20 protein-coding genes are annotated in these 23,105 nt (G+C 66.5%); 17 read left to right on the forward strand and 3 right to left on the reverse strand.

Annotated features, from left to right (window positions below):
- The first annotated feature begins 87 nt into the window (after positions 1–87).
- From rpsO to ACQPXH_RS10905, 4 genes are all read left to right on the forward strand, one after another.
- A complete protein-coding gene (rpsO, locus tag ACQPXH_RS10890; protein ID WP_063044519.1) occupies positions 88–357 on the forward strand; it encodes a 30S ribosomal protein S15 in 270 nt (89 codons plus the stop codon).
- A 559-nt stretch (positions 358–916) separates the two neighbouring features.
- On the forward strand, positions 917–3,190 hold the full coding sequence (locus ACQPXH_RS10895) for a polyribonucleotide nucleotidyltransferase (RefSeq protein WP_433602177.1): 2,274 nt from the start codon (positions 917–919) through the stop codon (positions 3,188–3,190).
- Between the two features lie 89 nt (positions 3,191–3,279).
- Positions 3,280–4,581 (forward strand): M16 family metallopeptidase, encoded by a 1,302-nt coding sequence (locus tag ACQPXH_RS10900; protein WP_433602178.1) that lies wholly within the window; start codon positions 3,280–3,282, stop codon positions 4,579–4,581.
- A 61-nt stretch (positions 4,582–4,642) separates the two neighbouring features.
- Positions 4,643–6,142, forward strand: coding sequence for a tetratricopeptide repeat protein (locus ACQPXH_RS10905; RefSeq protein ID WP_433602179.1), 1,500 nt, complete (start codon positions 4,643–4,645; stop codon positions 6,140–6,142).
- A gap of 1 nt (position 6,143) precedes the next feature.
- Here the strand turns inward: ACQPXH_RS10905 and ACQPXH_RS10910 are convergent, their stop codons facing one another.
- Positions 6,144–6,473: an ArsR/SmtB family transcription factor gene (locus tag ACQPXH_RS10910; protein WP_433602180.1), complete on the reverse strand. Its 330-nt coding sequence runs from the start codon at positions 6,471–6,473 to the stop codon at positions 6,144–6,146.
- A gap of 322 nt (positions 6,474–6,795) precedes the next feature.
- The gene (locus ACQPXH_RS10915) at positions 6,796–7,194 is read right to left on the reverse strand and encodes a VOC family protein (protein WP_433602181.1); all 399 of its coding nucleotides are present in this window, start codon (positions 7,192–7,194) and stop codon (positions 6,796–6,798) included.
- 216 nt (positions 7,195–7,410) lie between these two features.
- Here ACQPXH_RS10915 and ACQPXH_RS10920 point away from each other — a divergent pair, with 216 nt between their 5' ends.
- The 9 genes from ACQPXH_RS10920 to ACQPXH_RS10960 all read left to right on the forward strand — a co-directional run bounded on the left by ACQPXH_RS10920 (position 7,411) and on the right by ACQPXH_RS10960 (position 15,653).
- Positions 7,411–8,517 carry an alcohol dehydrogenase catalytic domain-containing protein gene (locus tag ACQPXH_RS10920; protein ID WP_433602182.1) on the forward strand — a complete coding sequence of 369 codons (1,107 nt, stop codon included), beginning with the start codon at positions 7,411–7,413 and terminating at the stop codon, positions 8,515–8,517.
- A gap of 178 nt (positions 8,518–8,695) precedes the next feature.
- Positions 8,696–8,935 carry a hypothetical protein gene (locus ACQPXH_RS10925; protein ID WP_433602183.1) on the forward strand — a complete coding sequence of 80 codons (240 nt, stop codon included), beginning with the start codon at positions 8,696–8,698 and terminating at the stop codon, positions 8,933–8,935.
- A gap of 126 nt (positions 8,936–9,061) precedes the next feature.
- A complete protein-coding gene (gene dapB / locus ACQPXH_RS10930; protein WP_433603417.1) occupies positions 9,062–9,808 on the forward strand; it encodes a 4-hydroxy-tetrahydrodipicolinate reductase in 747 nt (248 codons plus the stop codon).
- On the forward strand, positions 9,805–10,323 hold the full coding sequence (locus ACQPXH_RS10935) for a hypothetical protein (RefSeq protein ID WP_433602184.1): 519 nt from the start codon (positions 9,805–9,807) through the stop codon (positions 10,321–10,323). The genes dapB and ACQPXH_RS10935 overlap by 4 nt, the downstream gene beginning before the upstream one ends.
- A gap of 554 nt (positions 10,324–10,877) precedes the next feature.
- Positions 10,878–11,330 (forward strand): flavodoxin family protein, encoded by a 453-nt coding sequence (locus tag ACQPXH_RS10940; RefSeq protein WP_433603418.1) that lies wholly within the window; start codon positions 10,878–10,880, stop codon positions 11,328–11,330.
- A gap of 119 nt (positions 11,331–11,449) precedes the next feature.
- Positions 11,450–12,133: a response regulator transcription factor gene (locus tag ACQPXH_RS10945; RefSeq protein ID WP_433602185.1), complete on the forward strand. Its 684-nt coding sequence runs from the start codon at positions 11,450–11,452 to the stop codon at positions 12,131–12,133.
- Positions 12,130–13,416 (forward strand): ATP-binding protein, encoded by a 1,287-nt coding sequence (locus ACQPXH_RS10950; RefSeq protein WP_433602186.1) that lies wholly within the window; start codon positions 12,130–12,132, stop codon positions 13,414–13,416. Before ACQPXH_RS10945 ends, ACQPXH_RS10950 begins: the two co-directional genes overlap by 4 nt.
- Positions 13,409–14,422 (forward strand): hypothetical protein, encoded by a 1,014-nt coding sequence (locus ACQPXH_RS10955; RefSeq protein ID WP_433602187.1) that lies wholly within the window; start codon positions 13,409–13,411, stop codon positions 14,420–14,422. Before ACQPXH_RS10950 ends, ACQPXH_RS10955 begins: the two co-directional genes overlap by 8 nt.
- 31 nt (positions 14,423–14,453) lie before the next feature.
- A complete protein-coding gene (locus ACQPXH_RS10960) occupies positions 14,454–15,653 on the forward strand; it encodes a winged helix-turn-helix domain-containing protein (RefSeq protein WP_433602188.1) in 1,200 nt (399 codons plus the stop codon).
- A 185-nt stretch (positions 15,654–15,838) separates the two neighbouring features.
- Here the strand turns inward: ACQPXH_RS10960 and ACQPXH_RS10965 are convergent, their stop codons facing one another.
- Positions 15,839–16,285 carry a toxin-antitoxin system HicB family antitoxin gene (locus ACQPXH_RS10965; RefSeq protein ID WP_433602189.1) on the reverse strand — a complete coding sequence of 149 codons (447 nt, stop codon included), beginning with the start codon at positions 16,283–16,285 and terminating at the stop codon, positions 15,839–15,841.
- Between the two features lie 147 nt (positions 16,286–16,432).
- On the opposite strand from ACQPXH_RS10965, the gene dapA reads away from it, so the two are divergent.
- The 4 genes from dapA to ACQPXH_RS10985 all read left to right on the forward strand — a co-directional run bounded on the left by dapA (position 16,433) and on the right by ACQPXH_RS10985 (position 22,887).
- Positions 16,433–17,341 (forward strand): 4-hydroxy-tetrahydrodipicolinate synthase, encoded by a 909-nt coding sequence (gene dapA / locus ACQPXH_RS10970; protein WP_433602190.1) that lies wholly within the window; start codon positions 16,433–16,435, stop codon positions 17,339–17,341.
- Positions 17,342–17,408: 67 nt separating this feature from the next.
- Positions 17,409–19,388, forward strand: coding sequence for a ribonuclease J (locus tag ACQPXH_RS10975; RefSeq protein ID WP_433602191.1), 1,980 nt, complete (start codon positions 17,409–17,411; stop codon positions 19,386–19,388).
- 59 nt (positions 19,389–19,447) lie between these two features.
- Entirely contained in the window at positions 19,448–20,074 is a 627-nt protein-coding gene (locus tag ACQPXH_RS10980) for a TIGR03085 family metal-binding protein (RefSeq protein ID WP_433602192.1), read from the forward strand.
- A 224-nt stretch (positions 20,075–20,298) separates the two neighbouring features.
- Positions 20,299–22,887 (forward strand): DNA translocase FtsK, encoded by a 2,589-nt coding sequence (locus ACQPXH_RS10985; protein WP_433602193.1) that lies wholly within the window; start codon positions 20,299–20,301, stop codon positions 22,885–22,887.
- Positions 22,888–23,105: the final 218 nt, after the last annotated feature.

Raw genomic sequence — 23,105 nt, forward strand, 5'->3', positions numbered from 1 at the left:
CCTCGGGTTTGCTGCGGTCCGCGGTGGCACCCGGCCGGGTAACCGGAATCCTCGAGCGCGGAACTGAGAAATAGGAGTGGATGCCCCATGGCGCTGACCACCGAGCAGAAGTCGGCCATTCTCGCCGAGTACGGCGTGCACGAGAAGGACACCGGTTCCCCGGAGGCGCAGATCGCGCTGCTGTCCAAGCGGATCGCCGACATCACCGAGCACCTGAAGAAGCACAAGCACGACCACCACACCCGCCACGGCCTGATGGCACTGATCGGTCGTCGCAAGCGCCTGTCGAAGTACCTCGCCGACAAGGACATCCAGCGCTACCGTTCGCTGATCGAGCGCCTGGGTCTGCGTCGGTAACAGTGTTTTGATTTGCCGCGCTCTGTTTTTGGCCGCGTGGCCGCGGCGGGTTCGCGGCCCCCTGGTGTCTCGCGTCCGAGCCGTCGAGACTGGCGACTTCGTCGCATGCGCTTCGACGACTCGGATGCGAGACGGGCCGCGAACCGGTCGCTCGTAAGACTCGCTCCGTGGTGGCCGGGTTGGGGCGTGGAAGAGCGCTCGACACGCTGCATACCCGAGGCGGTCGATCAGGTAGCCAACGGGGAGAAGTACAATTTCCCCGTTGGCTATATGTGTATGAGGGGTATTTAGTCCCCGTTTGCACGACAACATTGCACAGCCGTATGCACCCGCCCGCGTGGCGTCGGTCTTCGGTAGTGGCCTCCCGGCAGGCGAGCAGTCGTCGGCGGGCTTCGATCGATGACCGCCTCCGCGTCGCCGTTTCCAAGGGGATTCGGCCGGGTGTGCGCGTCGCAGCCAGGAGGGTTGCCGCGCGTCCGTATCCGGTACGGCTGACGAGAGCTGGATCGCGCCCACCCGGCGCTCGATCCAGCGAAGACGAGAGGTTGAGAGCAGAAAAATGTCTGAAACAACTACATCTTCGGCCATCGAGGTCGAACCCGGTGTGTTCGAATCCGTAGCGCTGATCGATAACGGCACCTACGGAACCCGCACCGTCCGCTTCGAGACCGGCCGTCTGGCCCGCCAGGCCGCCGGTTCGGTCGTCGCCTACCTGGACGACGAGACCATGCTGCTGTCCGCGACCACCGCGGGCAAGCACCCCAAGGATCAGTTCGATTTCTTCCCGCTGACGGTCGATGTCGAAGAGCGCATGTACGCCGCGGGTCGCATCCCGGGTTCGTTCTTCCGTCGCGAGGGCCGCCCCTCCACCGACGCGATCCTGACCTGCCGTCTGATCGACCGTCCGCTGCGTCCGTCCTTCGTGGACGGCCTGCGCAATGAGATCCAGGTGGTGGTCACCGTGCTGAGCCTGGACCCGAACGACCTGTACGACGTCGTGGCCATCAACGCCGCCTCCGCGTCCACCCAGATCTCGGGCCTGCCGTTCTCCGGCCCGGTCGGCGGCGTGCGCGTCGCGCTGATCGACGGCCAGTGGGTCGCGTTCCCGACGGTCGAGCAGCTCGAGGGCGCGGTCTTCGACATGGTCGTCGCGGGTCGCGTTGTCGAATCCGGTGACGTGGCCATCATGATGGTCGAGGCCGAGGCCACCGAAAAGGTCATCGCACTGGTCGGGGGCGGTGCGCAGGCGCCGACCGAGGCGGTGGTGGCGCAGGGCCTCGAGGCCGCCAAGCCGTTCATCGCCCGCCTGTGCAAGGCGCAGCAGGATCTGGCCTCGCTGGCTGCCAAGCCGACCGAGGAGTTCCCGCTCTTCCCGCCGTACGAGGCCGATGTCTACGAGGCCGTCGAGGGCACCGCCAAGCGTGAGCTGGGCGAGGCGCTGAGCATCGCCGACAAGCAGGAGCGCGAGGCGAAGATCGACGAGATCAAGCTCGCCGTGCTGGACCGGCTGGCCGACGACTTCTCCGGTCGCGAGAAGGAATTGGGCGCGGCATTCCGCTCGGTCACCAAGAAGCTGGTGCGCCAGCGCATCCTGTCCGACGGCTTCCGCATCGACGGTCGCGGTCTGGCCGATATCCGTGCCCTGTCCGCCGAGGTCGCCGTGATCCCGCGCGCCCACGGCTCGGCGCTGTTCGAGCGTGGCGAGACTCAGATCATGGGCGTCACGACCCTCGACATGGTGAAGATGGCCCAGCAGGTCGACTCGCTCGGCCCGGAGACCTCCAAGCGCTACATGCACCACTACAACTTCCCGCCGTTCTCCACCGGTGAGACCGGTCGCGTCGGTTCGCCGAAGCGTCGCGAGATCGGCCACGGCGCGCTGGCAGAGCGGGCGCTCATCCCGGTTCTCCCGAGCCAGGAGGAGTTCCCCTACGCCATCCGTCAGGTCTCGGAAGCGTTGGGCTCCAACGGTTCCACCTCGATGGGTTCGGTCTGCGCCTCGACCCTGTCGCTGCTGAACGCCGGTGTACCGCTGAAGGCGCCGGTCGCCGGTATCGCCATGGGCCTGGTGTCGGACACCATCAAGAACGACAAGGGCGAGGACGAGGTCCGCTACGTCGCGCTGACCGACATCCTCGGCGCCGAGGATGCCTTCGGCGACATGGACTTCAAGGTCGCGGGCACCCCGGACTTCGTCACCGCGCTGCAGCTGGACACCAAGTTGGACGGCATCCCCTCGCAGGTGCTGGCGGGTGCGCTGAGCCAGGCGCACGATGCCCGCACCACCATCCTGGAGGTCATGGCCGAGGCCATCGCCACCCCGGACGAGATGAGCCCCTACGCTCCGCGCGTCACCGCGATCAAGATCCCGGTCGACAAGATCGGTGAGGTCATCGGCCCGAAGGGCAAGGTGATCAACCAGATCACCGAGGAGACCGGCGCCAATATCTCCATCGAGGACGACGGCACGGTCTACGTCGGTGCGACAAATGGCCCGGCGGCGCAGGCGGCGATCGACCAGATCAACGCCATCGCCAACCCGCAGCTGCCGAAGGTCGGCGAGCGCTTCCTCGGCACGGTCGTCAAGACCACCGCCTTCGGCGCGTTCGTCTCGCTGCTGCCCGGTCGCGACGGCCTGGTGCACATCTCCAAGCTGGGCAACGGCAAGCGCGTGGCCAAGGTCGAGGACGTGGTGAACGTCGGCGACAAGCTGCGCGTGGAGATCGCCGATATCGACAACCGCGGCAAGATTTCGCTGGTGCCGGTCGACGAGAGCGCCGACGAGCCGGAGGCCGCCGAATCCGTTGATGCGGGCAAGGCGGAGACCGAGTAGTACTTGTCTCTGTGACGAAGAAGAAGACGACAACCCCTCTGCTCCGCGGCGAGCAGGGGGGTTCGTCTCTCGAGCTGCGGATGGACCAGATGCGGGGCACCGACGCGGGGGTACGGCGCACCGTCCTACCCGGCGGGCTGCGCGTGGTCACCGAACATGTGCCCGGCGTGCGTTCGGCGTCGATCGGGGTCTGGGTGGGGGTCGGTTCGCGAGACGAGGGACCGACCGTCGCGGGTGCCGCGCATTTCCTGGAACACCTGCTGTTCAAGGCGACTCCGACGCGGTCGGCGCTGGATATCGCGCAGGCGATGGACGCGGTCGGCGGCGAGCTCAACGCGTTCACCGCGAAGGAGCAGACCTGCTACTACGCCCATGTTCTCGACGAGGATCTGCCGCTGGCCGTCGATATGGTCTCCGATGTCGTACTCAACGGCCTGTGCCGGGCCGAGGACGTGGACGTCGAGCGGCAGGTGGTGCTCGAGGAGATCGCCATGCGCGACGACGATCCGGAGGATCTGGTCGGCGACGCATTTCTGTCCGCGCTCTTCGGTGATCATCCGATCGGGCGGCCGGTGATCGGCTCCATCGAAACCATCGAGGCGATGAATGCCGCGCAGTTGCGCGGTTTCCATCTGCGGCGCTACCGGCCCGACCGGATGGTTGTCGCGGTCGCGGGCAATGTGGAGCACGACCACACCGTGGAATTGGTGCAGCGCGCATTCGCGCCCCGGCTCGACCCGGCCGCTGAGCCTGCCCGCCGTCGTGAGGGCCGCTTTCGGCCGCACAGCGCACCTGAGCTGCACTGGTGCCATCGCGACAGCGAACAGGCGCATCTGGCCTTCGGCGTGCGCGCCTTCGGGCGGCACGAGGGGGAGCGTCGCTGGCCGCTGTCTGTGCTCAATACCGTGGTCGGCGGTGGCCTGAGTTCGCGGCTGTTCCAACGTATTCGGGAGGAACGCGGACTGGCGTACTCGGTGTATTCCAGCGTCGACACCTTCGCCGATACCGGCGCGTTTTCGGTGTACATCGGCTGTCAGCCGGAAAATCTCGGCAAGGTGGCGACGTTGGCTCGCGGGGTATTGGAAGAGATCGCGGCCAATGGCATTACCGACGCGGAATGCGCGCGCGCCAAGGGTTCATTGCGTGGCGGACTCGTGCTCGGCCTGGAGGATTCGGCATCGCGAATGAACCGGATCGGGCGCAGCGAATTGAGTTACGGCAACCACCGCAGCGTCTCGGAGACGCTGACGCGCATCGATGCGGTGACCACCGATGAGGTCTCCGCGATCGCCCGTACCCTGCTGGCGCGGCCGTTCGCGGCCTCGGTAGCCGGACCGTACCGGCGCACCCGGGACTTGCCCGCCGCAGTGCGGCGATTGGTCGAGGACTGAGGTAGATCAACAAGGTGGCCGGTGCGATTCGCGCCCGGCCACCGATCCGATCGGGGTGGATATGACGGGATCGGCGCTGGGGCGTGCCGAGGTGGCGGTCGAACTCGGACGGCTCGACGAGGCGCGCCGGATCATCGGCGAGGCATTGGTCGAGCAACCGGACGATCCGGTGTTACTGGAACGCTTGGCCGACATCGCCTATCGACTCGATCAGACCGACGAGGCGCTGCGCTATGCGACCGCGGCGATCGCCGCCGATCCGGCACGCATCGACGCGTACCTGACCGCGGCCCTGGCCTACGACGCGTACACCATGCGTGACGAAGCGCAACGGCATGCCCGCATGGCGACGCGGTTGGCACCCGACAATGTCGCCGCCCTGCTGGTGTTCGCGCGAGTCGTCGCCGATGCGGCGACCTCCGATAGACCACGAGCTGAAGCCCGCGATGCTCTCGAACGGGCGACCCAACTCGCCCCCGCACATGCGGGCACACGCGCCCACGCGGCGGAAACCTATCGGCGACTACATGATTCGGATGCGGCCCGACGCCACGTCGAGGCCGGTCTCGCCGAGGACCCGGCGCATGCCGAACTGCTGCAGACCCGCGCGCGGCTGGATTTCGAGAACATCGCGACCAGGGATAAGGCAGTCGCGACGCTGCGTGGACTGCTCGGCTCGAATCCGGGCAATGCGGGCGCACGTCGGCTGCTCGCCGAAATCATGTGGCGTGCGCTGATCAGGCTGGCCACCTGGGTGTGGTTCTTCGCGGCCGCCGTGGTCTCCCTATCGATGTGGATTCCTGCGGGTGGCATGCGGGTGCTGACACCGGCACTGTTCGTCGGTGTCCTCGGTGCGTGGTTCGGCGTGTTCCGGAAGCTGGGTAGTCAGCTGCCGCCGGGATATATGCGTAAGCGGTTGCTAGGGCGTCCGGAAGCGTTGTCGGCGTTGGTGATCGGGCTGCTCTCGAGTTTCGTCGTCGATATCGGTGCGCTGGTATTGCGATCGGACTGGTCGGCCGAGGATGTGCGCGGCGGGTACATTGTGGTGCTGGTCGGGGTGGTGGGTGCTGCGCTGGCGCATCTGCTGCTGTTCGGGGCGTGGGTCGTGCGGCGCGACGGCGAGTCGGATCGCAGTGCGGGGGAGGAGTTCGCCCTGTTGAGCGTGATCATCGTGGTCGTTGGCGGGCTGCTGCTCATCGGAATGCTTGCCGCGCTGCGGCATTGGGCTCGTCAGCCCGCGGCGTTCGGGGTGTTCGTCGCCATCGTGGGCATTGTGGTTACGACGTTGCTGCTCGAGATTCTGCTGGTGCAGGCGCTGGAGTACCGGTGGCGGATGTTCGACGCGTATGTCGGGGGCGTGCTGTTGGTCGCGGCGTTGATGGCGCTCGCGATCTGGTGGGGTTTACAGCAGACCGCGACGCAGCCCTTCCACAGCGATGAGCGAACTCCGGTGCCGACCGCCCCGAAATCGCCGCCGACTGTTCCGACCTTCCACTTCTCACCGCCGCCCATTCCGACGTTCCATTTCACGCCGCCGGTGCTGCCGACGCCCACGGGTTGACTCAGTCGCTGTGGGCGCGGTTCGCTGCTTCGACTATCGAGGGCAGTAGGCCGGGCAGGGCATTGTCGAGGTCCTCGGAGCGCAGGCGCTGGCAGGTCTGTCCGTCGATGGTCAGTCGCTCGATGACACCGGCTTCGCGCAGAATCTTGAAGTGATGGGTGGCGGTGGACTTGTTGATCATCTCGTAGAGGGCACCGCAGCGAATGGCGGTGCCCGCATTGCTCAGCCGTCGCACCATTTCCAGCCGCACCGGGTCCTGCAGGGCGCCGAGGACGGCGGGTAACGAGGCGATCGGAGGCGGCTCGGTGGCCGATTCCTTGGGTTCGGTCATGACCTACCTCCCAGTGGTTCGATGATCATCGTACCGGCAGTATTGTCTATCGAAGTTCGATCATCATCAAACTTACCTGATCGGGTTCCGATGGAAAGCGACAATGACGGTGGCGGCCGACCAGCAGACCTCTCAACGCTGGGCTCTATGTGCCTGCTCGTCTGGGATGATGTGCCGACCCGCAAAACGGCCGGAAACCGAATCCCTGGCCACCGACCGCCGCGGTGTGACGCTCAGCCGACCCGTGCGAACAGGCCGGCTGGGCTCCGCAAAACCGGCCCGTCGGGGCATCCACAGTTGACGGCTGCCCCGACGGCGCGCACTACGCCGGCCAACCGCCGTAGGGAACGGTGATCAGCTCCATGAAGTGACCACTCGGGTCGAGGAAATAAACGCCGCGACCGCCATCGTTGTGGTTGATCTCGTTGACGCCCTGTTGTCGGGGGTCGGCCCAATGCTCCAGTTTGTAGCGCTGGATCTTGGCGTAGGCCGCGTCGAACTCGGCCTCGGAGATCAGGAATGCGTAATGCTGCGGCTGGATTTCGGTGATGTGGGGCGGCACGTTCGCGAAGTCGAAGGTGACTCCGTTACCCGTCGGCAACGGGATGAACGGACCCCACTCTTTTCCTAGCTCCAAACCAAGGATGTCCGACCAGAATTCGGCTGACACCCGATTGTCGTGGCAACCGACAATGGTGTGATTGAACTGAACAGAGGGCATCGCGGAGCGATTCCGTGAGGGGTGGTGGTCGGGCGACGGGTGGGGCAGGGGATTTCTCCTTGTGTCGTGACGGTCCGACCCCGGGCTCGGTACAAGGGCGGCCTACGGGAGTACCGTCACGGGCGTCGAGGCTAGCCAATCACGCTCCATGGTGCCACCCCCGAGTGATGTGGGACATGTTGTTCTGTCTGTGACGCTGCGCGGTAGCGTCGTGGAATGAAGATTCGAGGGGCGGTCCTGGAGCGGATCGCAGCGCCCACGCCGTTCGCCGAGTCGGCGCCGATCACCGTCTGTGAGCTGGATCTGGGGGAGCCGGGTCCGGGTGAGTTGCTGGTGCGGATCGAGGCCGCCGGGCTGTGCCATTCCGACCTGTCGGTGGTGGACGGAAACCGGGTGCGACCGGTGCCGATGCTGCTCGGACACGAAGCGTCGGGCATCGTCGAAGCGATCGGCCCCGGTGGCAGTGATCTCGCGGTGGGGCAGCGTGTGGTGATGACCTTCCTGCCGCGCTGCGGGGAGTGCGCGGGTTGTGCCAGTGACGGCCGCGCGCCGTGTGGGCCGGGCAGCGTTGCCAACAATGCGGGTGCGCTATTGAACGGTGGACTGCGGCTGCACCGGGAGGGTGCGGAGGTGCATCATCACCTCGGCGTGTCCGCCTTCGCGACGCACGCCGTCGTCGATCGCCGATCGGTGGTTCCGGTCGATGCGGATGTCCCGCCGGAGGTTGCCGCGGTACTGGGCTGCGCGGTGCTCACCGGTGGTGGCGCGCTGCTCAACTCCGCGAAACCCGGTGCGGCAGATCGGATCATGGTCGTGGGGCTCGGCGGCGTCGGCATGGCGGCGGTGCTCGTCGCGGTGTCGCTCGGTGGGCACGAGGTGATCGCCGTCGATACCGTGCCGGAAAAGCTCACTCTCGCAAAGGAACTCGGCGCGAGCGGCGTGTACCCACCGGCCGTACTCGTGGAGCGGGGCATACAGGCCGATGTCGTCGTCGAAGCCGCGGGCAATGTCCGCGCCTTCGAAACCGCCATTGCCGCAACAGGACCCGGCGGTACGACCGTTACGGTCGGACTGCCTGCCCCCGATGCCCGTGCGAGCATTTCGCCTCTCGCATTGGTCGCGCAGGGCCGCACCATCATCGGCAGCTACCTGGGCTCGGCGGTGCCCTCCCGTGATATCCCGGAGTACGTTCGGATGTGGCGCGAGGGTCGGTTGCCCGTCGAGAAACTGGTTTCCTCGCACGTCGGATTGGACGAAATCAACCGCGCCATGGATGAACTCGCTGCCGGGCACGCGCTGCGGCAGGTCATCGTGTTCGATTAGCGCGGCGGTGTTTCGTCCTCTCGTGGGGTCTGTGCAGGGTTTTCAGCCGCGCGGGCCGGGGTAGTCGTCGAGGGCGTCGACGAATCGTCCTAGCAGGCGGGCGAATTCGGTGCGCTCACGGTCGGTCCAGTCCGCCATCGCGGCCGCCATGCCACCGCGCCGGCCGTCGCGTGCTGCGGTGACGGCGGCGCGTCCGGCGGGGGGTCAGTCGCAGGACGGCTCGCCTGCCGTCCTGCTGACATCAGGCGACGATTCGGCCACCCTCGCCCTGACCGACACCGGCCGCACCACCCACCACCAAGCCTTCACCCTGATCGGCAAGCGCCGCCGCGCCATGCTCGACGGCATCACCGACGACCAGTACCTCGAAACCGTTCGCCTGCTGGAGCAGATGGCCGAGAATCTGGCAGGCGCCTGAGCTGCGTGCCGCCGATCCAAGAGGTCAGCGGACCGGGAGGGGAGCGGGGTCGATAGGCTGGCTGTGTCGTTGATGGAGTTGATGGAGTTGATGGAGTTGGTGGAGCTGGTGGAATTAGGAGGTGCGGTGACCATTCGGGTCGGAGTGCTCGGTGCGCGGGGGAAAGTCGGTCAGGCGATCTGTACGGCGGTGCAGGCGGCTGATGATCTGGAGCTGGTCGCGACCGTCGGCAAGGACGATTCGCTCGAGTCTTTCACCGAGTCGGGCACTCAGGTGGTCGTCGACTTCACCAATCCCGATGTGGTGATGGGGAATCTGAAGTTCCTGGTGGAACGCGGAATTCACGCGGTCGTCGGGACCACCGGATTCGATGAGGGGCGCCTCGACGAGGTGCGCGGCTGGTTGGCCGGACGGCCCGAGACCGGTGTGCTCATCGCCCCGAACTTCGCCATCGGCGCGGTGCTGTCCATGCGGTTCGCCGAGCAGGCGGCGCGGTTCTTCGATTCGGTCGAGGTCATCGAACTGCATCACCCGAACAAGGTCGACGCGCCGTCAGGCACCGCATATCGCACCGCGGGCCTGATCGCCGCCGCCCGGGACAAGGCCGGAGTCGGCCGCAGCCCCGACGCCACCACCCAGGAACTCGAGGGCGCGCGCGGCGCCGATGTCGACGGCGTTCGCGTGCATTCGGTGCGCTTGGCCGGACTCGTCGCACACCAGGAGGTGCTCTTCGGCACCCAGGGCGAAACCCTCACCATCCGCCACGATTCCATCGACCGCTCGTCCTTCGCCCCTGGCGTATTGCTCGGCGTCCGCGAGATCGCCAATCGCCCAGGCCTGACCGTCGGGCTCGACCCGTTCCTGGATCTGTGACACCGGAACCGGTCCAGCCGGAAGACCAGGGCTCGGACACCGACGCACGCGGCACCGACGTCCGCAAGGTCGTCGCATTCATCGCGGCACTGGTCGTCGTGCTCGGCTTCTACTTCGTGTTGCTGGGCCGCATCGCGCTCAGCCTCATCGGTTCCGGTGACCTCGTAGCCGTCGTCATCGGCATCGGCGTGCTGATCCTGCCGTTGCTCGGCGTCTGGATCGTCGTCGCCACCGTCCGCGCGGCCCTGGCGCATCAGCATCTGGCCCGCCGCATCCACGACGAGGGCCTCGAACTCGACACCTCGGACCTCCCGCGCCGCCCCTCCGGCCGCATCGAGCGCGCCGCCGCGGACGAACTCTTCATCAAGGTCAAACAGGAATGGGAGGCCGACCCCGACAACTGGCGCGTGTCCTACCGCTTGGCCCGCGCCTACGACTACGCCGGCGACCGCACCCGAGCCCGCGAAACCATGCGCCGCGCAGTAGCCCTGGAAAAACTGGACCACACCCCCTGACCCCATCGCCACCCTGGCGCCACCCTCGAATCCGGCCACCCGATCACCATGCATCGGCGCACCCGAACACCAAGAAGCCCCCACCACCAGCGCATCCTCGTGAGCTTCGATGTCCTGTGCATGGATGATCACCATGTAGTGGTGGAGGCAAATGTCGAGAAGGCTGCGCCATCAGTGCATTGTCGTGGGGCGCGATATGTGCGTCAGGGATATGTATGGATGTCGCCTGGGTAGTTGGAATCGAAGGCGTTCGCGATTTGGGCCCTCGGGAACTGGGGCTCGAGCAAAAGAACCCCCGCACAGAGCAGTCCCCGGTAGTCTCCATCGAATTCATGAGTTTCAGTCGTCGCTGACAACTCCGATATTCGACTGGCTTGCCGGGGGCCTGGCCAGATCCTCGAAAGTGTCTCCGATGCCTTTGGACGTCTCCGCCGACAGTTCGGCACTTCCGGTTTTCTGGTGTAAACCTCTATTTTCCTCCTTTTCGGTCGCCAGTCAATAGCCGAGGGCACTTGGATTCAACTCGAGTTCAAGGCGGCAGTACGCTGCTGGATGTGCCACGGCTGCTGATCATTCATCACACTCCGTCACCGCATGTGCAGGCGATGTTCGAGGCGGTGGTCTCAGGAGCGACGGATCCGGAGATCGAGGGGGTAGAGGTCGAGCGCAGGGCCGCGCTCGCGGTCACCGCGAGTGATGTGTTGGCCGCCGATGGTTATCTGCTCGGTAGCCCTGCGAATCTGGGATATATGTCCGGCGCGCTCAAGCATGCGTTCGACACGTTCTACTACCCGTGCCTCGATTCGACGCGCGGTCGGCCGTTCGGCTTCTATCTACACGGCAATGAAGGCACCGAGGGGGCCGAACGCGGTGTGCGAAGCGTGACCACCGGACTCGGCTGGGAGCAGGTTGCCGCGCCGGTCATCGTGATGGGCGCGCCCGGTAAGGAGGAGATCCAGCAATGCTGGGAACTCGGCGCGACCGTTGCGGCGCAGCTCATGGGGTAATGTACGTCCCCCCCGAATTTTGGTGTCTGACCGGTATCCGGCGGATCCGGGCATACTACGAGGCGACGGTGTAGCGGCGGGGATGTGACGAGTTTGCTCGGGAACGGAGTATCGAGGTGATGTGGGCCGAAGGGGGCAAAACAGCACCGCGCCGGATCGGGCTGGTCGAAGACCACGAATCGGTGGCGATCGGGCTTGCCGCGATGCTGGCGCCGGAACCCGATCTCGATCTGGTGCTGACCGCGGGGACCGTACCGGAACTGCTTGCGGCGGCGGCGAATAGCGCCCCGCTGGATCTGGTCGTGCTGGATCTGCGACTGGCCGACGGATCATCGCCGGAAGACAACGTGCGCGGGCTGCGCAACCGCGGCGTCGAGGTCCTTGTATTCACCGGCGCGGATAACGCGTTCCTGGTGCGCGCCGCGGCGAAGGCCGGTGTGCTCGGTGTGGTGCGCAAATCCGAGGATGTGCCGACGGTGGTCGCGGCGGTACGCCGCGCCGCCTCGGGTGAGCAGGTGGTGACCACCGACTGGGCCGCTGCCATCGACGGCGATCCGCAACTGTCCGATGTCGGTCTGAGCCCGCGCCAGGAAGAGGTACTCACCCTCTACGCCTCCGGTGAGAAGGCCTCCCGCGTCGCGCGGCTGACGGGCCTGTCCGAACAGACCGTCAATGATTACCTGGGGCGCATCCGGCAGAAGTACGCCGATGCGGGTCGTCCGGCTCCCACCAAGACCGACCTCTACAAGCGGGCGGTAGAGGACGGATGGCTACCGGTTCCCGAGCGGCATCCCCGCGGATGACCGCGTCCAGCGCGCTGGACACCTCGATAACCACTGCGAGTTCCGCCGACCCGTTCCGGGCGAGGCGGTGGCGCCGTGGGCGGATCGCGGTGTCCAGGGAGAAAATCATCGAAGCGGCCTCGGATCGCATTCTGCGCCGGATGGGCCTGGCCGTCGGAATCGCCGGTGTAATCGTCGCGATCGTCGAATTACCCGACATCGCCGACCAGGCGAAATTCGTCTCCGGCCCGTGGGCGAGCCTGGTGGTCGGCGTGGCGCTCGGCTGGTTCCCGGTGCTCGCGGTCGTCTCGTTCACCATGGGCCGCAGGGCGATTCGCGTGGTGGCCGGTGCGGCCGCGCTGAGTTATCTTGCGGCGCTTACAACCATGCCGTTCATCTATGCCGTGCCGTTGACCGACACCACATCGGTGTGGATGTATCGGGTGATCGCGCTCGGTGTGTTGGCGGCCGTGTTGGCCTGGCGCCCGGCGCTGGCAACCTGCTATCTCCTGGTCGGCGCCGCCACCGCGGCAGTGGCGAACCGGTACGTGCTGCCCGATGCGACGGTCTGGTCGCTGCTCGGCGATTTCGCCAGGGCCGCCGGCCTGTGCGCACTGTTCCTGTGGTGCTGCGTCTACGCGCTCGCGGCGGCCGCGCGGGTGGACCGGGAATCGGTGATCGCGAGCCGCCGCGCGGCCGCCGTGGCCGGTGCCGCGGCACGCGATCGCGAGCGCGCCCGCTTCACCGCGTTGATCCACGACGCGGTGCTGTCGACCCTGCTCGACGCCTCGCGGGCGGGCGCCGAATCGCCGGTGCTGCGCGGTCAGGCAGAACGCACGCTGGAACAACTCGACGAATGTCGCGGCACCAATACCGAACCCGACCGACTGGACGCGCAATCGGCGATCGGCTTCCTGCGCTCGGCAATCCACGAGGTGAATCCGGGCATCCGATTCACCGCGCGCCGCTGGGCCGGACTCGATGACCTGCGCCTGCCGGTGCACGCGGCGGGCACCATCGCCGCCGCCCTGGCCGAGGCGGCGCGAAATAGCCTGCGCCACGCCACCGTTGCTGGCCGCACCGTGCAGCGCACCGTCACGGTGACGATCAGTGCGGGCGGTATCCGGGTCGTATTCCGCGATGACGGCGCGGGTTTCGATCTGGACCGGGTGCCCGCCGATCGGCTCGGCGTCTCGGTCAGCATCCTCGGCCGGATGCGTCAGCTGGCAGGCGGCGCCGGATTCGTGGAATCCCAACCGGGGGAGGGAACCACGGTGACCTTGGTCTGGGGTGGCGATGGCTGAAACCGATAACGAATTCGGCCTGCGCGATCTGCTCGGGCTGCGGGACCGGTCCGCCTGGCTCTTCCTGGTCATCTTCGAGGCCACGATCCTGCTGTACATGGTGCGCAATTTCGACGAATCGCCGCTGCTGCTGGCCGCGACCGCGCTGGTGTTGGTGGCCGGCGCCGGAGTGCTGGTCCTGGTGATCCCGGTCGATCCGCTGCCGCTGCCCGCCGCGATCGCGGTGGCCGCCGCCGGTCCGATCGCGGCGGCGCTGACCACCGTGAGTATCGACCACGGCATGTCCAAGCAGGTCTGGACCGCATTCGCGTCGTCCTATGTGCTCGCGGTGCTGGTGGTCCGCGGCCGGTTGGGTGCGGCGTGGTGCGGTGTCGCGGGCATCGCGGCGGTGATCGCGGTGGTCGGAGCGACGAACGGCCTGCGGGTGGTGGTCGGATCCATCGTGCCGATCGCCACGGTTGCCGGGGTTTCGATCGGCGCGGCGGTCATGCGGCCGATGCAGCGCTCGCTGCGGCTGCTGCGCGAGGAGGCCACCATGCGCGCGGCCGCCGAGGCGACCATGGCCGCGCAGAACGGCGAACGGGATCGGCAGTTGGCTCGGCTGGACAAGGTGGCGCGGCCGATTCTGGAACGCATCGCCGACGGCGCCGAACTCACCGCGGGCGAACGCGACGAGTGCAGGCTGCTGGAGGCCGAACTCCGGGACGGTCTGCGCGCACCGCAATTGGTGACCGACGAATTGAGCAGTGCCGCCCGTGGCGCACGTTCGCGGGGGGTCGAGGTGGTGCTGCTCGACGACGGCGGATTCGCCGGGGTGCCGAAGTGGGTGCGCCAGCAGGTGATCGAATCGGCGACTCGGGAATTGGATGCCGCCAATGCTGGTTCGGTGACCGTTCGGGTATTGCCGATGGGCCGACGGGTATTGGCCACGGTGCTCGCGAATGCACCGGATCGGGATCGGCGCACCGAGATCGATACCGCGGGCGAGGTCTCGGTCTCGACCTGACCTGTCGTACCCCCATGGCATTGTCGTGGTCATGCGGACGATGAGTGCGGTCGCGGCGCGCCGGACGGCGCTTGCCGCGCAGGGGTTCGGGCGGCGCAAACCGGCCGCGCCGACCCGGCGGACGATCCTCGACGTGCTCGGCAGAACCCAACTGCTGCAACTGGATTCGGTATCGGCGGTGGTGCGCGCGCACTACGCGCCGGTGTTCAGCCGGATCGGCGGTTACGACCGAACGGTGCTCGACAATGCCGCCTGGAGCAATGGTGTGCGCCGCCCGCGGCGGCTGGTCGAATACTGGGCGCACGAGGCCGCACTGATTCCGGTCGAGGACTGGCCGCTCATGCGCTGGCGGATGCGGAAATACGAACACGGGCGCTGGAGCGGCATGCGCCGGGTAACCGAACGCAATCCCACCCTCGGCAAGGACATTGTCGACGTCATCACCGAGGTCGGCGCCGCCACCGCCGGTGAGGTGGAGCGCCACCTCGAACTGGACAAGCCGCGTCCCAAGGGCTCCTGGTGGAATCTCAGCGATACCAAGATGATCTGCGAGGCGCTGTTCGCGGCAGGTGCGCTATCGGTCGACAAGCGGGTCGGGTTCACCCGCCACTACGACCTGGCCGAGCGAGTGATCCCGCCGGAGATCTTGGCGCGCAACGTATCCGAGGCCGAGGCGGTACGGGAATTGGTCCTGCGCGCGGCCACCGCACTCGGCGTCGCGACCGAGACCGACCTGCGCGACTACTACCGCCTGCACCGCTCACAAACCGAACCGGCCATCGCGGAGTTGGTCGATGCGGGAGAGCTGGAACCGGTCGAGGTGGCGGGCTGGGGTAAACCCGCCTATCTGCGCGTCGGTGCCTCGACCCCGCGCCGAATCGAGGGCGCGGCCTTGCTGTGCCCCTTCGATCCGCTCATCTTCTTCCGAACCCGCACCGAACGGATCTTCGACTTCCACTACCGAATCGAGATCTACACGCCGGAACCCAAACGGGTGCACGGGTATTACGTATTTCCGTTCCTCCTGAACGGAGAACTCGTGGGACGCGTCGACCTACGTGCCGAGCGTGCGTCGGGCAGGCTGCTGGTGCCGGGTGCCTTCGCCGAACCGGGCCACAGCACTCCGGAGACGGTGCGAGCACTCACCGATGCGCTGCGTGAGATGGCCGACTGGCTCGAACTCGACGAGGTGGTGATCGGTGATCGCGGCGATCTCGCGGCGCTGTTGTGAACCGCTCAGGCCGATTTCGGTTTCCGCGTGCAGTTGCGGACCGCGCACGACAACCTTGACTGCCAGCCTCAGCCCGCGCCCGGCGAGCGACGGACGGCGGGCGTGGTCGACGTTGACCATAATCCGATCGAATCAGCTACCGGGTCTGCTCGCAATAGTTAGCGGTACTCGAAGTGATATCCAAGTCAGATGTCGCCTTTGGGTCCGTACCCGCGCATCTGGTCGCGCACCGCACCGCTGACGGCATTCGACAGCCACGAGTTCAGCGAAACCCCGCTGGAGGCAGCGGCTTCCTCGGCCTTGGACTTCAATTGCTCGACCATCCGCAGGGTGACTCGGCTGATATCGCCGGTCATCTCCTCGATCGTCGGATGCTCGTTGTCCGCCGCCGGATTCTTTCGCACGTCGACGGTCGCATCGGTGCCGTCCACCGAGACGTGAACTGTGCGGTCTCCGAGCTCTGCGCTGACCTCTGCGGCGAGGTCCGATAGCGCCGCGAGCAGCGCCAATCGTGCCGAACTCGCTGTTGCGGCGGCCAGGGCGGCCGCGGTGGCCTGGGTCTTTTCGTCGCCGAGTGCGGCGGCCGCGATGAGGTCCTCGCGTAGCTGGGCGGTGTATTTGTTCAAATCCATGACATCATTGTGACGCCATTTCTGACGTCATTCAAGGATGGATTTGACATCACGATCGACTACTGCGAGGTGAATCACTCGCCGTGGCAGGCCGTTCGGCGATAAGGGTGTCGAGGCTGTTCCCGGGAGCGGGTAGCCTTTCTGACCATGACGAACGGTGAATCGACGCCTACGGAGCTGCGTGCGTCCGGCACGGTAGGTGTCGCGATGGTGACCCCCTTCGGTGTCGACGGCAAGCTCGATGTCGATGCCGGGGTCGCGCTCGCGGCCCGCCTGGTCGATCGCGGCGTCGATTTGCTGGCAATTTCCGGTACCACCGGGGAATCGCCGACCACCACCGAATCGGAGAAGGCGGATCTACTGCGTGCCGTCGTCGATGCCGTCGGTGCTCGCGCCACCGTAATCGCGGGCGCGGGCACCTATGACACCGCGCATTCGATCGAACTCGCGCGCAATGCCCAGCGCGCGGGCGCGCATGGCCTGCTCGTGGTGACCCCGTACTACTCCCGGCCCACCCAGGAAGGTCTGATCGCGCATTTCACGGCTGTCGCCGACGCCACCGACCTGCCGGTCACCCTGTACGACATTCCGCCGCGCTCGATGGTTCCCATTGCCAGCGACACCATTCGCAAACTCGCCGAACATCCGCGCATCGTCGCGGTCAAGGATGCCAAGGGGGATCTGAACGCGGGCGCGGATCTCATCGCGAATACCGATCTGGCCTTCTACTCCGGTGACGACGCGCTGAACCTGCCGTGGCTGTCGGTCGGCGCGACCGGATTCATCAGTGTCATCGGACATCTCGTGCCCGAGCGGCTGCGTGCCCTGCTCGAGGCTTATACCGCGGGTGACGTCGTGCGCGCCCGTGAGATCAATGCGGGCATGCTGCCGTTGAACGCCGCGATGTCGCGACTTGGTGGTGTCGCGATGAGCAAGGGCGGGCTGCGCCTGCTCGGAATGGATGCCGGCGAACCGCGCCTGCCGCAATTGATGCCGACCACCGAACAACTCGATGCCCTCGCCGCCGACCTCCGGCTGGCAGGGGTGCTTTCATGAGGAGTGAGCGAATCAGAATCACCGCATTGTCAGACATGATCGAACCGACCAGCAGTGAGGTGCAGTCATGACTGAAGCAGCAGGTCGTCGCCCCCGCCGGACCGCGACCCGGCCCGCGGGCGCGCCGGAACCCGCCGCGCAGCGTCCACCGGCCGGCGCCGAAAAGTCCGATCGGACAGCGCAATCCGACGTCGGCGAGCTAGCGCGGTCCGATACCGCGTCCGGACAGACCGCACCGGAGCAGGCCCCCGCGAAAAAGGCCGCGCTCGAGGCCCCGGCCGAGCAGCCACGCAGACCGGCGCGCGGCCGTCAGCAGCGCGGTCGCGGTCGCGGTGAGCAACCCGTGTCTGCTCCCGTCGAGCGGGCAGCAGCCGATCGGCTCGGTGCCCCGCCGAAGCCGCCCAAGAATGGTCTGCGTGTCTTCGCCCTGGGCGGCATCGGCGAAATCGGCCGCAATATGACCGTTTTCGAATACGGCGGGAAACTGCTCATCGTCGACTGCGGCGTGCTCTTCCCAGAGGATCAGCAGCCCGGCGTCGACCTGATCCTGCCCGACTTCCGGCCCATCGAGGACCGGATGGACGATGTCGAGGCCATCGTGCTCACCCACGGCCATGAGGACCACATCGGCGCGGTGCCGTTCCTGCTGCGCCTGCGGGCCGATATCCCGGTCGTCGGTTCGAAATTCACCCTCGCGCTGGTGGCCGCGAAATGCCGCGAGCACCGGCAGCGTCCCAAGCTCGTCGAGGTGATCGAGGGCCAGCACACCACGCACGGCCCGTTCGGCTGCGAATACTTCGCGGTCAACCACTCGATTCCCGATGCCATTGCCGTGGCCATTCGCACGCCCGCCGGTGTGGCGCTGCACACCGGCGATATCAAACTCGATCAGCTCCCCCTGGACGGTCGCCTCACCGACCTGGCCGGTTTCTCCCGCCTCGGTGACGAGGGCGTCGATCTGTTCCTGGTGGACTCCACCAATGCCGAGGTACCGGGCTTCGTCACGCCGGAACGCGAAATCGGCGGCGTTCTGGATACGGTGATCGGCAAGGCCAGGCACCGGGTGATCGTCGCCTCGTTCGCCAGCCATGTGCATCGCATCCAGCAGGTGGTCGATGTCGCCCAGAGGTACGGGCGGCGAGTGTGTTTCATCGGTCGCTCGATGGTGCGCAATATGGAGATCGCGCAGGAACTGGGCTATCTGACGGTGCCCGACGGTGTGGTCGTCGATCTCGATGTCGCCGCGACCCTTCCGGGCGATCGGCTGGTGCTCATCTCGACCGGCTCGCAGGGCGAACCGCTTTCGGCGCTGTCACGGATGGCGCGCGGTGAACACCGCCAGATCAACATCCGCGCCGACGATCTCGTGGTGCTGGCCTCCTCGCTGATTCCGGGCAATGAGAATTCGGTATTCGCCGTGGTGAACGGTCTGTCGCGGCTCGGCGCCACGGTGATCACCCAGCAGAATGCGAAGGTGCACGTCTCCGGGCATGCGTCCGCGGGTGAATTGCTGTACCTGTACAACGCGGTGCGGCCCACCAATGCCATGCCGGTGCACGGCGAATGGCGGCATCTGCGCGCCAATGCCGCACTGGCCGTGGCAACCGGTGTGGCGGAGGATCGGGTGGTGCTCGCCGAGGACGGCGTGGTGGTGGACCTGGTCGACGGGATCGCTTCGATCGCGGGACGCGTGCCGGTCGGACACGTGTATGTCGACGGACTCTCGGTCGGTGATGTCGGTGAATCGACGCTCTCGGATCGACTGGTCCTCGGTGAGGGCGGGTTCATCTCGATCACCCTCGCGGTCGACTCGACCACCGGTAAGGCGGTCAGCACGCCCGAGGTCAGCGGACGCGGGTTCTCCGATGATCCGACCGCACTCGTCGATGCCGCGGAACTCGTCGAGGCCGAACTGCTGCGACTGGCCGGTGAGGGCGTCACCGATACCCACCGCATCGCACAGAGTGTGCGGCGGGTGGTCGGCCGCTGGGTGGCCGAGACCTACCGTCGCCGCCCGATGATCGTGCCGACGGTCATCGGCGTCTGACAGCTACGTCCGCCGGAGTCGGACTGCCGCACCGACTCCGCATCCGATATGTTCGGCAGATGAGCATGGCGCAACGGGAACGTCGGGCACTGGCGGACATGATGTCTGCGGCGGGGCCGGACGCGCCCACGCTGTGCGGCAGCTGGACGGTGCGAGATCTGGCCGCGCACTTGGTTGTTCGGGAACGCCGCCCGGACGCGTCGCCTGGCATCATGTTGAAACCGTTGGCCGGATATCTGGAGTCGGTAGAGGCCAAGGCGGCGCGGCGGCCGTTCCCGGACCTGCTGGCGGATGTGCGCTCCGGCCCACCGTGGTGGTCGCCGCTCAAACCGGTCGATGCGGTCGTCAATCTGACCGAAATGTTCGTCCATCATGAGGATGTGCGCCGCGGCGAACCCGGCTGGGAGCCGCGTGACCTGTCCGCCGCCGAGGAGGACAAACTGTGGTCGGCGCTGCGTCGCATGGGCCGCATGGCCTACCGCAAAGCGCCGGTCACCGTCGAACTGGCCACCCCCGACGGCAGGCGGGCCGTAGTCCATACGAAGTCCGGAACGGCGCACGTGACCCTGACTGGCAAGCCCTCGGAACTGCTGCTGCACGCCTTCGGCCGCGATGAGGTCCGGATCGAAACCGAAGGTGATCCCGCCGATGTGCGGACTGTTCTGGAGCTGGATCGGTCAGTGTAATCATGTCCGGGGGTGTAGTCGCTCGGTCGACACGCCAAACAGACGGCTGATTTCGTGCGCACAAGGGGTAACTCGTCGGGCACGCCCAAAAGCCTTCTAGCACTTTACCTGCGGCCCGGTACGAGACTGCCGAGGCACTCACGACCGGCAAAAGGTCCGGGAGGCGGGACAGTTACGTGTGTGGTTGATGGTCTGGATGGGGCGTTTGCGGCTAGCCTGAGTTCATGGCAGGTAAGTCCCGCAGCTCCACGACCACTCGTGCGCGGGCGGGATCGGCCCGGGGGAGGACCACGGCGGCATCTCGTTCGGGCCAGGCTCGCACCACCGCTCAACGCCGCGCGCCCGCACCGCGCGCCCGCACCGCGCCGGCGCGCCGCCCGGTCCGTCGCAAGTCCGATACCGCACCGCTCGCGGTCATCAGCCGCGGCATCACCAGCGGCTGGAATATGCTCGCGCGCGGACTCGGCGCCACCACCAGGGCCGTGAGCCGGGCGGGCGAAATCGAACACGGTCATCGCCGCGACGGCATCGCGCTGGCCCTCATCGCCCTCAGCGCGGTGATCGCGGCCGCGGTATGGCTCTCGGCGGCCGGGCCGATCGGGCACTGGGTCGAGGAGGCGATTCGTGCCGTCTCCGGGTCGGCATCGGCCGGATTGCCGTTCGTGGCCACCGGAATCGCCATTGTGCTGATGCGGACCGAGGCACGTCCGGAGATCCGCCCGCGGCTGGTACTCGGCGGATTGCTGATCGGATTGCCAGTCCTGGGTCTCTGGCATATCGCCGCCGGATCGCCGACCGATGCGCACGGGCGTTCGCGTGCAGCGGGTTTCGTCGGATTCGTGGTCGGCGGCCCGCTGACCAGCGGGCTCACCGCCTGGCTTTCGGTGCCGATTCTGTTGCTGGCCATCATTTTCGGTGTGCTGCTGGTAACTGGAACTACCGTGCGCGAGGTACCGCAGCGGTTGCGCGAGTACTTCGGCACCGGCAGCGGTGGCGACGAATACGGTGACTACGGCGGCGAATCCGATTTCGATCCGGCCAATTACGATGCCGACGGATTCCCGCTGCATCGCAATGCCAAGTCGAAGCGACGCGGGCGCACCCCGGAGGAGAACTATCCGCCCGACGAATTCGGCGGCTCCGATGCGGTTACCGAGGTCATGGGCGAACCGCCATTGCGCGATGCGAAACCGATTGCGACCGACGCGGCGCCCGAAGAAAAGCCCAAGCCGAAGAAACGCGCCCCGATCAAGGTCGAGGACCAGACCCCACCGCCACCCAAGCAGCTGGAGTTCATCAACGACCGCGAGGTCGAAGGTGACTACACCCTCCCGCCGCTGACACTGCTCACCAACGGCGATCCGCCCAAGAAGCGCAGTGCCGCCAATGAATCGATGATCGAGGCGATCACCGAGGTGCTGGTGCAGTTCAAGATCGACGCGGCGGTCACCGGTTTCGTGCGCGGCCCGACGGTCACCCGCTACGAGGTGGAACTCGGTCCCGGTGTGAAGGTCGAGAAGATCACCGCGCTGGCCCGCAATATCGCCTATGCCGTTGCCACCGAGAATGTTCGGCTGCTTGCCCCGATTCCGGGTAAGTCCGCCGTCGGTATCGAGGTGCCCAACTCCGATCGCGAACTGGTGCGCCTGGCCGATGTGCTCAAGGCCCCCTCGACCCGAAATGACCACCACCCATTGGTGATCGGACTCGGCAAGAATATCGAGGGCGATTTCGTCTCGGCGAATCTCGCGAAAATGCCGCATCTGCTGGTCGCCGGTTCGACCGGTTCCGGTAAGTCGAGTTTCGTGAACTCGATGCTGGTATCGCTGCTGGCGCGCTCGACCCCGGACGAGGTCCGGATGATCCTCATCGACCCCAAGATGGTGGAACTCACGCCGTACGAGGGCATTCCGCACCTCATCACCCCCATCATCACCCAGCCGAAGAAGGCCGCCGCCGCGCTGGCCTGGCTGGTGGAGGAGATGGAACAGCGCTACCAGGACATGCAGGCCAATAAGGTGCGCCACATCGACGACTTCAACAAGAAGGTCAAGTCGGGTGCCATTACCGCGCCGCTGGGCAGCGAACGGGTCTATCGGCCCTATCCGTACATTCTTGCCATCGTCGACGAGCTCGCCGACCTCATGATGACCGCGCCGCGCGATGTCGAGGACGCGATCGTGCGTATCACCCAGAAGGCCCGCGCCGCAGGCATTCACCTGGTACTCGCGACGCAGCGGCCTTCGGTGGACGTGGTCACCGGACTGATCAAAACCAATGTGCCGTCCCGATTGGCCTTCGCCACATCGTCACTGACGGATTCACGAGTCATCCTGGATCAGCCCGGCGCGGAGAAGCTGATCGGTATGGGTGACGGACTGTTTCTGCCGATGGGCGCGAACAAGCCGACCCGGCTGCAGGGCGCGTTCATCTCCGATGAGGAGATCCACGGGATCGTCGACTTCACCAAGAACCAGGCCGAACCCGAATACCAGGAGGGCGTCACCGCCGCCAAGGCCGGTGAGAAGAAGGATGTCGATCCCGATATCGGCGACGATCTGGATGTCTTCGTCCAGGCCGTGGAACTGGTCGTCACTTCGCAATTCGGCTCGACCTCCATGCTGCAGCGCAAACTGCGCGTCGGCTTCGCCAAGGCCGGGCGCCTGATGGATCTGATGGAGACCCGCGGTGTCGTCGGCCCCAGTGAGGGGTCGAAGGCACGCGATGTGCTCATCAAGCCCGATGAGCTCGAGGGACTGCTGTGGACGATCCGTGGTGGCGGGGACGCGGAGCCGGACAGCCCGGAGGAGTGAGACCGCTTCGGCGGCAGAGTCCCGTGCCTCTGCCAATTGGGCTACGAGGGAATGGTTTTGGTACCCGCCGGGGGGATCGAACCACCGACCTGCGCCGTCGCGGACACCGCAGGCGACTGCTTGCAGGTCGCTCGGAAGGGCAGCATCGGATGGCTTTCGCGCGGTAACAGCCATCCGCCAGGTCGGAGCAACCGCGACTGTAGTCGTCGCTCATGTTC

It is taken from the genome of Nocardia sp. CA-135953, assembly GCF_050955735.1.
In the GTDB taxonomy this organism is placed as follows: Bacteria; Actinomycetota; Actinomycetes; order Mycobacteriales; family Mycobacteriaceae; genus Nocardia.

What these genes read in the sequence shown, in the direction of transcription:
- rpsO (WP_063044519.1), top strand. Translation starts at nt 88, where the DNA reads ATGGCGCTGACCACCGAGCAGAAGTCGGCCATTCTCGCCGAGTACGGC.
- ACQPXH_RS10895 (WP_433602177.1), top strand. Translation starts at nt 917, where the DNA reads ATGTCTGAAACAACTACATCTTCGGCCATCGAGGTCGAACCCGGTGTG.
- ACQPXH_RS10900 (WP_433602178.1), top strand. Translation starts at nt 3,280, where the DNA reads ATGCGGGGCACCGACGCGGGGGTACGGCGCACCGTCCTACCCGGCGGG.
- ACQPXH_RS10905 (WP_433602179.1), top strand. Translation starts at nt 4,643, where the DNA reads ATGACGGGATCGGCGCTGGGGCGTGCCGAGGTGGCGGTCGAACTCGGA.
- ACQPXH_RS10910 (WP_433602180.1), bottom strand. Translation starts at nt 6,473, where the DNA reads ATGACCGAACCCAAGGAATCGGCCACCGAGCCGCCTCCGATCGCCTCG.
- ACQPXH_RS10915 (WP_433602181.1), bottom strand. Translation starts at nt 7,194, where the DNA reads ATGCCCTCTGTTCAGTTCAATCACACCATTGTCGGTTGCCACGACAAT.
- ACQPXH_RS10920 (WP_433602182.1), top strand. Translation starts at nt 7,411, where the DNA reads ATGAAGATTCGAGGGGCGGTCCTGGAGCGGATCGCAGCGCCCACGCCG.
- ACQPXH_RS10945 (WP_433602185.1), top strand. Translation starts at nt 11,450, where the DNA reads ATGTGGGCCGAAGGGGGCAAAACAGCACCGCGCCGGATCGGGCTGGTC.
- ACQPXH_RS10950 (WP_433602186.1), top strand. Translation starts at nt 12,130, where the DNA reads ATGACCGCGTCCAGCGCGCTGGACACCTCGATAACCACTGCGAGTTCC.
- ACQPXH_RS10955 (WP_433602187.1), top strand. Translation starts at nt 13,409, where the DNA reads ATGGCTGAAACCGATAACGAATTCGGCCTGCGCGATCTGCTCGGGCTG.
- ACQPXH_RS10960 (WP_433602188.1), top strand. Translation starts at nt 14,454, where the DNA reads ATGCGGACGATGAGTGCGGTCGCGGCGCGCCGGACGGCGCTTGCCGCG.
- ACQPXH_RS10965 (WP_433602189.1), bottom strand. Translation starts at nt 16,285, where the DNA reads ATGGATTTGAACAAATACACCGCCCAGCTACGCGAGGACCTCATCGCG.
- dapA (WP_433602190.1), top strand. Translation starts at nt 16,433, where the DNA reads ATGACGAACGGTGAATCGACGCCTACGGAGCTGCGTGCGTCCGGCACG.
- ACQPXH_RS10975 (WP_433602191.1), top strand. Translation starts at nt 17,409, where the DNA reads ATGACTGAAGCAGCAGGTCGTCGCCCCCGCCGGACCGCGACCCGGCCC.
- ACQPXH_RS10980 (WP_433602192.1), top strand. Translation starts at nt 19,448, where the DNA reads ATGAGCATGGCGCAACGGGAACGTCGGGCACTGGCGGACATGATGTCT.
- ACQPXH_RS10985 (WP_433602193.1), top strand. Translation starts at nt 20,299, where the DNA reads ATGGCAGGTAAGTCCCGCAGCTCCACGACCACTCGTGCGCGGGCGGGA.